General features: G+C 61.7%; 9 protein-coding genes. 8 read left to right on the plus strand and 1 reads right to left on the minus strand.

Going from position 1 to position 11916, the window contains the following annotated elements; translation table 11 throughout:
* Positions 1-34: 34 nt before the first annotated feature.
* The 3 genes from AACW18_RS02760 to AACW18_RS02770 are packed head-to-tail and all read left to right on the plus strand — an operon-like array spanning position 35 to position 3856.
* Positions 35-1852, plus strand: coding sequence for an extracellular solute-binding protein (locus tag AACW18_RS02760; protein ID WP_218387774.1), 1818 nt, complete (start codon positions 35-37; stop codon positions 1850-1852).
* On the plus strand, positions 1839-2858 hold the full coding sequence (locus tag AACW18_RS02765; RefSeq protein WP_218387775.1) for an ABC transporter ATP-binding protein: 1020 nt from the start codon (positions 1839-1841) through the stop codon (positions 2856-2858). Before AACW18_RS02760 ends, AACW18_RS02765 begins: the two co-directional genes overlap by 14 nt.
* Positions 2855-3856: an ABC transporter ATP-binding protein gene (locus AACW18_RS02770; protein WP_218387776.1), complete on the plus strand. Its 1002-nt coding sequence runs from the start codon at positions 2855-2857 to the stop codon at positions 3854-3856. The genes AACW18_RS02765 and AACW18_RS02770 overlap by 4 nt, the downstream gene beginning before the upstream one ends.
* Before the next feature lie 600 nt (positions 3857-4456).
* Here AACW18_RS02770 and AACW18_RS02775 read toward each other — a convergent pair.
* On the minus strand, positions 4457-5908 hold the full coding sequence (locus tag AACW18_RS02775) for an aminoacyl-histidine dipeptidase (protein ID WP_218290493.1): 1452 nt from the start codon (positions 5906-5908) through the stop codon (positions 4457-4459).
* Positions 5909-6847: 939 nt separating this feature from the next.
* Here AACW18_RS02775 and gpt point away from each other — a divergent pair.
* The 5 genes from gpt to AACW18_RS02800 all read left to right on the plus strand — a co-directional run bounded on the left by gpt (position 6848) and on the right by AACW18_RS02800 (position 11804).
* The gene (gene gpt, locus AACW18_RS02780; RefSeq protein WP_042651699.1) at positions 6848-7315 is read left to right on the plus strand and encodes a xanthine phosphoribosyltransferase; all 468 of its coding nucleotides are present in this window, start codon (positions 6848-6850) and stop codon (positions 7313-7315) included.
* Positions 7316-7487: 172 nt separating this feature from the next.
* On the plus strand, positions 7488-8756 hold the full coding sequence (gene frsA, locus AACW18_RS02785; protein ID WP_218387777.1) for an esterase FrsA: 1269 nt from the start codon (positions 7488-7490) through the stop codon (positions 8754-8756).
* Between the two features lie 62 nt (positions 8757-8818).
* On the plus strand, positions 8819-9211 hold the full coding sequence (crl, locus tag AACW18_RS02790) for a sigma factor-binding protein Crl (protein WP_042651701.1): 393 nt from the start codon (positions 8819-8821) through the stop codon (positions 9209-9211).
* A 126-nt stretch (positions 9212-9337) separates the two neighbouring features.
* Complete coding sequence (proB, locus tag AACW18_RS02795) at positions 9338-10441, plus strand: glutamate 5-kinase (RefSeq protein ID WP_218387778.1); 1104 nt, start codon at positions 9338-9340, stop codon at positions 10439-10441.
* A gap of 109 nt (positions 10442-10550) precedes the next feature.
* Positions 10551-11804: a glutamate-5-semialdehyde dehydrogenase gene (locus tag AACW18_RS02800; RefSeq protein WP_218387779.1), complete on the plus strand. Its 1254-nt coding sequence runs from the start codon at positions 10551-10553 to the stop codon at positions 11802-11804.
* Positions 11805-11916 lie beyond the last annotated feature (112 nt).

Genomic DNA, 11916 nt, shown 5'->3' on the forward strand with positions numbered 1-11916 from the left:
CCCCCACAGCAGGGGAATGACCAGGAAGTCAAACATGAACAATAAAATCAAATGGATAGGTGCTATTTTTCTGTTGGTGAACGGATCCTGGGTATGGGCCGCCAGCCTGCCTGCGGATCTCAAGTGGGAGAGCAACGACACAGATCCCGTGTTCGCCTCCCCCAAGGCGATACCCGGCGGCACCCTCAACCTCTTTATCGACAGCTTCCCGCTGACGTTTCGCACCGTCGGCCCCGATTCCAACGGTTCGTTCCGCTCCTACATCCAGGATAACCAGCTGCGGCTGATCAGCTTTCATCCCAACACCGGCAACCCCATCCCCTCGCTGGCGAGCGCCTGGGCGATAGCGCCAGACAGCCAGACCGTCTACTTCAAGCTGGATCCCCGGGCCAAGTGGTCAGACGGCAAGCCGGTCACCGCCGATGACTACACCTTCGGCTACGAGATGATGCGATCCAAGGACATCAAGGGGCCCTGGTTCAACAACTACTACACCACGGAAGTGATCGCGGTGGAGAAGGTCGATGAACACACCATCATGGTCAAGGCGGGGACCCGCAAGGCCAAGCTGGACCTGCTCAACACCACCGAGCTGTGGCCCCAGCCCAAGCACTACTACAAGCTGACCCCCAACTGGGTGAAGCAGTACAACTGGGCCCTGGTGCCGACCACGGGCCCCTACGTCATGACGGAGGTGAAGAAGGGCAAGTCGGTCACCTTCAGCAAACAGAAGGAGTGGTGGGCCCAGCACGATCGCTACAACCAGCACAGATTCAACGTCGAGACCATCAAGGTGCAGGTGATCCGGGATCACAACATCGCCTTCCGCCACTTCCTGAAGGGGGAGTTCGACGCCTTCGAGATGATCCTGCCGAACTGGTGGCATGAGAAGGCCGTGACCCCCGAGTACAAGAAGGGTTATGTGCAGAAGGTGATGGCCATGACCGACACCAAGCAGGGCGGCCAGGGGCTGCACCTCAACATCGCTAACCCCAAGCTGGCGGATCTGAACGTGCGGCTCGGCATCCAGCACGCCATGAATCTCGACAAGATGATCGAGACGGTGCTGCGCGGCGACTACGACAGGGCCACCACCTTCGGCTCGGGCTTTGGCGAATTCACCGATATCCCCTTGCCGGAGCGGGCCTACGACATCGGCAAGGCGCGGGAGTACTTCGCCAAGGGCGGCTATGGCAAGCCGGGGCCGGATGGCATCTTGCAAAACGACAAGGGGGAGCGGCTCACCCTGGCGCTCACCTACACCAGCCAGGAGCACTCCAAGCGACTGACCGTGCTTAAAGAAGAGGCCAAGAAGGCGGGCCTGGATCTGGAGCTCAACCTGGTGGATGGCGCCACCGGCTTCAAGGTGATGCTGGAGAAGAAACACGAGGCGGCCTGGCTCGGCTGGGCCGGTGGTGGTCTCTATCCGCAATATTGGGAATCCTTCCACTCAGACAATGCCAACAAGCCGCAGACCAACAACCTGTTCAACGTCGCCGACAAGCAGCTGGACGCCCTGATCGATGCCTATGGCATCGAGTTCGACACCGCCAAACGGGCCGAGCTCTCCCGCCAGATCCAGCAGCGCATCTACGATCTCGCCATCTTCGTGCCCGGGGTGCAGCTCAACTACGTGCGGGCCAGCAGCTGGCGCTATGTGATGCTGCCCGAGGTGCCTGCCACCAAGAACACGCCGGATCTGCTCTACTGGCCGATGGACGGCTACCCCCACAGCAGCGGCGGCCTGCTCTGGATCGATCCCAAGCTGAAGGAGCAGACGCTGCAGGCGAAGGACGCCGACGAGGCGCTGACCCCCATCAACCTGCTCGACAAGACCTATGCGCATCATTGAGAAGGGGGAGGCCATGCCCGATACCCAGGCCCCCATCCTCGAGGTGCGCGATCTCGAGGTGGAGTTCACCGTCGATGACGGCAAGATCAAGGTGCTCGACGGCGTCAGCTTCTCGGTGAAGGCGGGCCAGACGCTAGGCATCGTCGGCGAGTCCGGCTGCGGCAAGAGCGTCACCGCCCTCGCCATCATGGGGCTGCTGCCCAAGCCTCACGGTCAGGTGGTGGCCGGCTCGATCCGCTTTCAGGGGGAGGAGCTGCTGTCGCTGCCGCCGGATCAGATGTACAAGGTGCGCGGCAACCGTATCTCCATGATCTTCCAGGAGCCGATGACGGCCCTCAACCCGGTGCAGACGGTCGGGGATCAGCTGATGGAGGTGTTCAGCCTGCACAGGCCCGACTATGGCAAGGCCCAGCGCAAGGGGGCCGCCATCGCCATGCTGCAGCGGGTGGGGATCCCGGAGCCGGAGCGGCGCTTCAGCGTCTATCCGCACAACCTCTCCGGCGGCATGCGCCAGCGGGTGATGATCGCCATGGCGCTCGCCTGCGAGCCGGATCTGCTGATCTGTGACGAGCCGACCACGGCGCTGGATGTGACCATCCAGGCCCAGATCCTGGATCTGATGAAGGCGCTGCAGGCCCAGACCGGCATGGCCATCATCTTCATCACCCACGATCTCGGGGTGGTGGCGGAGCTGTGCGACGAGGTAGTGGTGATGTACGCCGGCCGTGCGGTGGAGCGGGCCGACATCTACGAGCTGTTTGACCATCCGCGCCATCCCTATACTCATGGTCTGATGGCCTCGATCCCGCGCCTCGAAGACGTGCCCAAGAGCCTGCTCAAGACCATCAAGGGCCAGGTGCCCGCCCTGCACGAGATGCCGGCGGGCTGCCGTTTCTCCAACCGCTGCCCCCATGCCACCGAGCTGTGCGTGAGGGTCATCCCGGCGACCGAGCAGCTGACCGAGCGACACGGGGTCGCCTGCCATCACTGGAAGGAGTTGATATGACTGCGTTGTTGTCTGTGCGGGATCTGAAGCAGCACTTCCAGCTCGGCGGTGGCTTCCTTCGCAAGAAATACACCGTCTATGCGGTGGACGGCATCAGCTTCGATCTGAAGCAGGGCGAGACCCTGGGGCTGGTGGGAGAGTCGGGCTGCGGCAAGTCCACCCTGGGTCGCTCCCTGCTCAAGCTGTTTGAGCCGACGGCGGGCCAGATCAGCTTCGAGGGGCGGGACATCACCAAGTTGTCCGCCCGGGAGATGCGCTCCCTGCGCCAGGAGATGCAGATCGTATTCCAGGATCCTGCAGAATCCCTCAACAGTCGCCACACGGTCGGCCAGATCCTGGAGGAGCCCTTCATCATCCACGGCAAGGGCAGCACTGAGCAGCGGCGCGAGTGGGTGCTGGAGCTGCTGGACAAGGTCGGCCTGCCGAAGAGTGCGGTGGATCGCTACCCCCACGAGTTTTCGGGGGGCCAGCGCCAGCGCATCGGCATAGCCCGCGCCATCGCCCTCAAGCCCAAGCTGCTGGTGTGTGACGAGGCGGTGTCGGCGCTGGACGTGTCGGTGCAGTCCCAGATTGTCAACCTGCTGCTCAGCCTGCAGCGGGAGATGAACCTGGCCATCATCTTCATCGCCCACGACCTGTCGGTGGTAAAGCACATCTCGGATCGGATCGCCGTCATGTATCTTGGCCGGATCGTCGAGCTGGCGGAGGCACAGCAACTCTATCTGCACCCGCGCCACCCCTATACCCAGGCGCTCATCTCGGCTATTCCGGTGCCGGATCCCCGCCGTCGCAACCAGCGTATCCTGCTGACCGGCGATGTGCCGTCCCCCATCTCGCCCCCCAGCGGCTGCCATTTTCACCAACGCTGCCCCTATGCCACCGAGCTGTGTCACGGCACCTCGCCTGAGCTGCGGATCTGCGATGGTGCTGCCCATCAGGTGGCCTGTCATTTCCCCCTGCCGGTGACGGAGGCGGTGCCCTTGGGAAAGGCGATATGATGCCGGTGCCTGCATCGCAACCAGATGGCACGGGAGAGGAGAAATAAAAAATGGGGCCCGTGGGCCCCATCTTCATGGTTGTGGCGTTCAGGTTTGGCCGTGGAACATCTGGCCCGGGCAGGACAGCTCCCTCGAGGGGATGGCTGTTGTGTGGATTGCGTTATTTTGTAATTTTACTACTTTCTCTTCCGGCCAGACTCTATCAGGCGCCATAACGGAAGTAATATTGACGGGTTGAAGGTGCATAGGTGTCTTTCTCTTCTGCGCCCTTCTTGCTGGTTGCACCCTTAAGGTGGAACAGTACTGCCAGATTCTCAAACATATATTCACCTCATCGCTCTGTTATCTCATTGTTGTATGTGACCTGGGTCACAATTCGATCCTATGGCCTAATGTGAGCTGGATCAACTTTTTGTGTAGTAAATTTACATAACTCATGGAAAGGGTTTTCAAATCCAGCGCTGCTTATGGAGACGGTTTCATGGAGCCGGGAGCGGTTGTCGTGGGGTATGAGAGGCGAGATTGAGGCGGGGGATGAGGAGAAGGAGGCAATAAAATGCCCCGCACCGGGCGGGGCATGAATGGCTGCGATGATGCGCCTTACTTGGCCGGGATCTGTTCCAGCACGTGCACCAGCAACTGCCAGAAACGCTCGACCGCCGGGATGTGCACCTTCTCGTCAGGGGAGTGGGCGCCGCGGATGGTCGGGCCGAAGGAGACCATGTCCCAATCCGGGTAGGCGCTCTTGAACAGGCCGCACTCCAGACCGGCGTGGATCACCATGACGTTGGGCATCTCGCCGAACAGGGTCTGGTAGCTGTTGCGTACCAGCGCCATCACGGGAGAATCCACGTTCGGTGCCCAGCCCGGGTAGGCGCCGGTGAATTCGCAGCTGGCGCCGGCCAGCCTGAACAGGGAGCTGGTCATCTGCTCGACGCTCTCGCGACCGGAGTCGATGAGGGAGCGGATCAGGCACTGCACGTAGACTTCGCCCTCGAGGGTCTTGATGACGCCGAGGTTGGTGGAGGTCTCGGTGACGCCCGGGATGGCGTCGCTCATGCGGATGACGCCGTTCGGGCAGGCCATCAGGGAGTCCAGCAGGCGGGCCTGCAGGGCTTCGCTCATCAACTTGGCCGGTTTGTCCTGGGCATTGAGCAGCAGGGTCAGGTTAGCCTCGGTGGCCGCCAGCTCGCTCTGGTAGATGCCGGCATAGCGGTCGACCAGGGCCTTGAATTCGTTGACGCTGGCGGCGGGCACCAGCAGCTTGGCGCGCGCCTCGCGGGGGATGGCGTTGCGCAGGGTGCCGCCATGGATCTCGCTAAGGCGCACCCCCAGCGGCTCGGCGGCCTTGAGCAGGCGCACCAGCAGCTTGTTGGCGTTGCCACGACCGCGGTGGATGTCGACCCCGGAGTGACCGCCACGCAGCCCCTTCACCTGCAGCTCGAAGCCTTCACCCTCGGTGGCGGCCACCAGCTCCAGCGGGAAGCGGATATTGGCATCCACCCCACCGGCGCAGCCCATGTAGACCTCGCCATCCTCTTCGGAGTCGGTGTTGAGCAGGATCTCGCCTTCCAGCCAGCCCGCTTCCAGCCCGAACGCGCCGGTCATGCCGGTCTCCTCGTCGGTGGTCAGCAGCACTTCCAGCGGACCGTGCTTGATGGTCTTGTCGGCCAGCACGGCCAGACAGCCGGCCATGCCCATGCCGTTGTCGGCGCCGAGGGTGGTACCGCGGGCGGTGACCCAGTCGCCATCTATATAGGCATCGATGGGATCGGTCGCGAAGTCATGCTGGGTATCGGCATTGGCCTGGGGCACCATGTCGATGTGGGCCTGCAGCACCACGGCCTTGCGGTTTTCCATGCCCGGCGTGGCCGGCTTCTTGATGATGATGTTGCCCACGGCGTCTTGCTTGACCGCCAGGCCTTCCTGCTGGGCCCACTGCACTATCCAGGCGCTTAAGCGGGCTTCGTGCTTGGAGGGATGGGGGATGGAGCAGATCTGCTCGAAGAACTGCCAAATCAATTGGGGAGAGAGAGAACTAAGCTGTGCCACGTCAGGACTCCTTACCAGCACGGAAAATGACCGGGCCCAGAGGGCCGGGGAAGAGGGCTACGATAATACAGCCAATCACACAAAAATGTGAGCAAACAGCGCAAATAGCGCTCTGCTTGTGCTGATAAAGGCACCATAAATGGCGGACATGCCTGCATTATCGAGATGAACCAGCACAACCTTGTTTTTGTGATATGCGTCACAAAAATATTGTGTTTTCGGCGCCGGGTGGTAAATTGACCGCCGTGGGTCAACCACTTGTCAGGATGACAACGAATGCCTCCAGGGAACCGAAGCAAAGCAAGTGCGCCTCCACGGAACCGAGTGTCTGTTCAAGGATCTGAACCCGCATAAAGGTACGTAACTTGTTAAGCAATCAGGAGTTTTAAATATGTCAGGCAGCAATTCAACCTATTGGTTTGCCCAGTCTCTCTATACCCAGGGTTTCAACTATCCGAACCCCTACGCCAGCCGTCGTTAAGGCGGGTCCTCAGCCAGGCTGACGACCGAATCGACAAACAGCAGGTGTGTGAGGTCTTAATCCTCCCCCTGCTATTTTTTTACCTGAAATTCGGGGTTTGCTCCTCGAATGAGTAGCATTCTGGCCGCGGGTGATCGCCAGACGAGGGCCGACGGGGTGGGAGATGACCGACTTTTCCTGTTTTTCGCATACGTTTGCCAGTCATTTTATCCGCAAACGATGCTATCATACCGCCCCAACAGCCGGTCTGCGGTCTTCATTCCGATCGCGATGACCGCCAGCTATGCCCGTCCTGCTTCCATTGCATCAGTGTCTGCCGCCGAGGGTTTATCCCCAGGCAGTCAAAGTGCAAGCCAAATTCGGCAGGCAGGGGCACCAGAATTTACTGAATCTCGTGTGTCAGCACGAATCTTTACGTCTTAAGTAATTGTTTTATATAACTCTTCGAGATCGATAACATGCCAAAAAAATTCTACGTGTCGTGGGACAACCTGCAACGTGAAGCGCGCCGTCTGGCCCGTCGTCAGCTGCCTGTCAGCCAGTGGAAGGGGATCATCGCGGTCAGCCGTGGTGGTCTGGTGCCTGCCGCGCTGATGGCCCGTGAACTTGGCATTCGCAATGTCGAAACCCTCTGCATCTCCAGCTATGACCACAACAACCAGCGTGAGCTGGTGGTCGTCAAGGGCGCCACTACCGCCGGTGACGGCGAAGGCTGGCTGGTGGTGGATGATCTGGTGGATACCGGTGGCACCGCCAAGGCGATCCGTGACCTCTATCCCAAGGCCAAGTTCATCACCATCTTCGCCAAGCCGATGGGCGAGCCGCTGGTGGATGACTTCGAAGTCGCCATCCCGCAGGATACCTGGATTGAGCAGCCATGGGACATGGCGCTGGAATTCGCCAATCCGATCTGCGACGAAGAGTAAGAGCCACACCGTATCCGGGAAAGGGGCCGCCTTGATGGCTGCCGCTTTGCTCGCGATGAGGTGAAAAGGTTTCAAAGGGCCCCTGTTTGGGGCCCTGTTCTTTTATGCTATGGCTGCCCGGTGCGAAAAGTGGTTAAGATGGGCCATTGCCTGAGACAGAAGAGCCACGATTTTGGAACCAAACAACGATACCAACCTGACGGAAAAGCTATTCACCCGGATCAAAAAGGTATTGGAGACCTCCGAGATATCCAACTCCAGTCCGGTAGAAGAGCAGGACAGCTCCCTGGCCGAGAGCTTTATCGACGGCGCCCTCTCGCCCCACTGGTACAGGTTGCTGCGTCGGCCGGCCTGGGCTTGGCAGGGAGCCAACCCGGTCGAAGTGGAGCAGACCCTTGCCCGCATTGCCATGGGGCAGGGCGAGCGCAGCCACGAGCGCTATCTGGATACCATCAAGGGCTATGTGCCCGGCAACTGGGTCTACGAATGGAGCCAGCTGGCTGGCTACTACTTCAATCAGGGGCGTGAGCTGGTGACCCAGGGTGACTCGGCCGGTGCCTTGAAGAACCTGCTCAAGGCGGTGCGTTACTACTCCATCGCCAGCTATCCCCATCTGAAGAATGACGAGCTGGCGGATCAGGCCCAGTTGCTTGGCAACATGGCGTACCGCGAGGCGGGCCGGCTGTTCAAGGTGCCGCTCAAGGAGCTGCAGGTGCCGTTCCGGGGCAAGACCATCCAGGGCTATCTGCACCTGCCCACCACCGACAAGCCTGTGCCCCTGGTCATCGTCAGCGGCGGCATCGACTCGCTGCAGGTCGATTTTCTCAACTTCTATTTCAAGTGCCTCGAGCCCCACGGCATCGGCATGCTGTCGCTGGACATGCCGGGCATCGGCTACGCCGAGCACTGGCCGCTGGTGCAGGACACCAGCCGCCTGCATCAGGCGGTGCTCAATCATCTCTCCGAGGTGGCCTGGGTCGATCACCAGCGGATCGCCATGGTGGGATTCCGTCTGGCGGGCAATGTGGCGGCGCGGCTGGCCTTCGTCGAGCCGTTCAAGCTCAGGACAGTGGTCTGCATCGGCGCCGGCATCAATCAGGTATTTACCAATCAGGAGATGTTTGCCCGTTGCCCGCGCATGATGCGTGATGGCCTGGCGAACCGGCTGGGCGCCGATGCGGCGCAGTGGGATCTGTTGCGCACCAAGTGCCAGGTCTTTTCCCTCAAGACCCAGGGTCTGCTGGGGAGCCGCACCTCGGTGCCGATCTTGAGCATCGGCCACAAGCGAGATTTCATTTGCCCGGAGCAGGATGTGCGGGCCCTGGCTGCCGCCAGCCGTAATGGCAAGGCGGTGGTCTTCGACAAACAGCCTCTGCTTGAGGTGTACGACGCGGCGCTGAAAGAGACGGTTGACTGGCTCAAACAGCATTTATGTACATGATACAGAAGTAAAAATGTAACATCATCGCGTGATGATATGGCTTGTTCAACAGGGAGGTTAGCATGTCGGAAAGAGTGACCTACAAGCGATTGCTGCGGCAATTCGCGGCCATTGGCCCCTATTTACGGGAAGACCTGTGTGAGGAGGGGCGTTATCGTTTCGACTGCCTCTCCGTTTGCATCAGCGCCAAGCCGGCGCCGGACAAGCGGGAATTCTGGGGCTGGTGGCTGGTGCTGGAGCAGCAGGATCACAGCTTCAGCTATCACTACCAGTTCGGCTTCTACAACGCGGACGGGGAGTGGCTCAACAAGCCGCTGCCCAAGAAGCACCAGGTCGAAGTCGAGCGCACCCTCAACCACTTCTACAAGCTCATCAGCGCCAAGCTGACGGCACTAGAGTGCCAGCTGACCCCTGCCGAGCAGGTGACCAACGAGCTGAGCGTGACCGCCGCCTGATCTGCCGCGGCCCTGCGGGCCTTGACTCGCAGGGCCCCCTTCCTTTTCAACGGCGTTTAATTGCCTTGCAGGGCTGCGGGGCCGTGGGTATAAAGGATCCCTTACTTTTTTAACCTCTTTGTTCCCATGGAAAACAGAACCATAGTCGTCAAACTGGGCACCAGCGTGCTCACCGGGGGATCTGCCCGGCTCAACCGTGCCCATATGGTGGAGCTGGTCAGACAGTGTGCGGCGCTGCACCGTCACGGCCATCGCGTCGTGGTAGTCACCTCGGGGGCCATCGCCGCCGGGCGTGAGCATCTGGGCCATCCCCCGCTGGCGCCGACCCTGCCCAACAAGCAGATGCTGGCGGCGGTCGGTCAGACCCAGCTCATCCGGGTGTGGCAGGACCTGTTCAACCTCTACGGGCTGCACATCGGCCAGATGCTGCTGACCCGTGCCGATCTGGAGGATAGGGAGCGCTACCTCAATGCCCGCGATACCCTGCGTACCCTGCTGGATCATCACATCATCCCGGTCATCAACGAGAACGATGCGGTGGCGACCGCCGAGATCAAGGTGGGGGACAACGACAACCTCTCCGCCCGCGCCGCCATCCTGGCGGATGCCGACCTGCTGATCCTGCTGACTGATCAGAAGGGGCTCTTCACCGCCGATCCGCGTACCAACCCCGATGCCCAGCTCATCGAAGAGGTGCAGACCATAGACGACACCCTGCGCAAGCTGGCGGGGGACAGCGTCAGCGGCCTCGGCACCGGTGGCATGGCGACCAAGCTGCAGGCGGCCGACGTGGCGCGCCGGGCCGGCGTCAAGGTGGTGATCGCCACCGGCCAGATCCCCGAGGTGATCGGCCGCCTCGCCAAGGGCGAGCGGGTCGGCACCCTGTTCCCGGCGCTGGCCTCGCCGCTGGAAGGGCGCAAGAGCTGGATCCTGGCAGGCCCTCCCCCTCATGGCGAGGTCCAGGTGGATCAGGGCGCCGTCGCCGCCATGCAGGACAAGGGCTCCAGCCTGCTGCCCAAGGGCATCATAGCGGTGAGGGGCGATTTCGTGCGGGGCGATGTGGTGCGCATCATGGATCCGAAGGGGCGCGAGCTGGCGCGCGGCATCTGCCGCTACGATCACCTGGAGCTGGACAAGTTGCGTGGCGTGCACTCGGATCAGATAGAGCAGGTACTGGGCTACGGCTATGGCGCCGTGGCCATCCACAGAGACGACATGGTGCTGCTGTAAGGCGGCCGGATCAGATAAAACTGGTGTAGGGTCATGGCCAGGGTGCCGTGACCATTCACAGAGACGACATGGTGTTGCTGCAAGGCGGCACCCAGAAAGGGACCAAATCATGAGTCTGGAGAAAATGGGGCAGGCGGCGCGCGAAGCCGCCTATCAACTCGCCACCATCAGCACGGCGCAGAAGAACCGGGCGCTGGCCGCCATCGCCGATGAACTGGAGGCGCGTGGCGAGCAGATCCTGGCCGCCAACGCCAAAGACATAGCGGCGGGCCGCGAGGCCGGCCTGGCTGAGGCCATGCTGGATCGGCTGCTGCTCAACCCCGAGCGGCTGGCCGGGATAGTGGCGGACGTGCGCAAGGTGATAGTGCTCGACGATCCGGTCGGCGCCGAGATCGACAGCCGGGTGCTGGAGAACGGCCTGCGCCTCTCCCGCCGTCGGGTGCCCATCGGCGTCATCGGCGTCATCTACGAGGCGCGTCCCAACGTCACCATCGACATCGCCAGCCTCTGCCTCAAGACCGGCAACGCCAGCATACTGCGCGGCGGCCGTGAGACCTTCCACTCCAACCTGGAGCTGGTGCGGGTGATCCAGCACGCCCTGGCGGCCTCCGGCCTGCCGACCGGGGCCGTGCAGTACATCGACAACCCGGATCGGGCGCTGGTGGGGGAGTTGCTGCGCCTCGACCGTTATGTGGACATGATCATCCCCCGTGGCGGCGCCGGCCTGCACAAGATGTGCAAGGAGAACAGCTCCATCCCCGTCATCATCGGTGGCTTCGGCATCAGCCACATCTTCGTGGACGAGAGCGCCGATCTGCTGCGATCCCTGGCGGTCATCGACAACGCCAAGGTGCAGCGCCCCTCCGCCTGCAACGCCCTCGATACCCTGCTGGTGCACGAGCGGGTCGCCCCCCGATTGCTGCCGCAGCTGGTCAGCCTGATGAACGAGCGCAAAGTGACGCTGGTGGGTGCGGCCAATGCCATGGCGCTGCTGGCCGGTGCCGACAACCTGTGCGAGGCGGGGCCGGAAGACTTCGATACCGAGTGGCTGGGGCTGACCCTGGGGGTCAAGCTGGTGGCCGGCGTGAACGAGGCGCTGGAGCACATGCGTGAGCACAATGCCGGTCACTCCGACGCCATCCTGACCAACGATCTCGCCAATGCCGAGCGCTTCGTCAACGGTGCCGGCTCGGCGGCTGTCTACGTCAACGCCTCCACCCGTTTCACCGACGGTGGTCAGTTTGGCCTCGGCGCAGAGGTGGCGGTGTCGACCCAGATGCTGCATGCCCGTGGCCCCATGGGGCTGACCGAGCTCACCAGCTACAAATGGGTGGGATTGGCGGACTACCTGAGTCGTGCCTGAGTGCGCCCCTTGACCCGTTGTAAGGATGCCGACCCATGTCGGCATTTTTGTGCTTTTTTATTGCGTCCTATCAGGGGCTTGCATATAACTATCCTGCGAGGTGTGGCGCTAT

Source organism: Aeromonas sp. sia0103 (genome assembly GCF_963895295.1).
GTDB classification, from domain to species: domain Bacteria; phylum Pseudomonadota; class Gammaproteobacteria; order Enterobacterales; family Aeromonadaceae; genus Aeromonas; species Aeromonas encheleia.

Excerpts from the sequence above, each read along its gene's own strand:
- gpt (WP_042651699.1), top strand. The coding sequence starts at position 6,848 with ATGCCAAAAAAATTCTACGTGTCGTGGGACAACCTGCAACGTGAAGCG.
- AACW18_RS02765 (WP_218387775.1), top strand. The coding sequence starts at position 1,839 with ATGCGCATCATTGAGAAGGGGGAGGCCATGCCCGATACCCAGGCCCCC.
- crl (WP_042651701.1), top strand. The coding sequence starts at position 8,819 with ATGTCGGAAAGAGTGACCTACAAGCGATTGCTGCGGCAATTCGCGGCC.
- proB (WP_218387778.1), top strand. The coding sequence starts at position 9,338 with ATGGAAAACAGAACCATAGTCGTCAAACTGGGCACCAGCGTGCTCACC.
- AACW18_RS02800 (WP_218387779.1), top strand. The coding sequence starts at position 10,551 with ATGAGTCTGGAGAAAATGGGGCAGGCGGCGCGCGAAGCCGCCTATCAA.
- AACW18_RS02760 (WP_218387774.1), top strand. The coding sequence starts at position 35 with ATGAACAATAAAATCAAATGGATAGGTGCTATTTTTCTGTTGGTGAAC.
- AACW18_RS02770 (WP_218387776.1), top strand. The coding sequence starts at position 2,855 with ATGACTGCGTTGTTGTCTGTGCGGGATCTGAAGCAGCACTTCCAGCTC.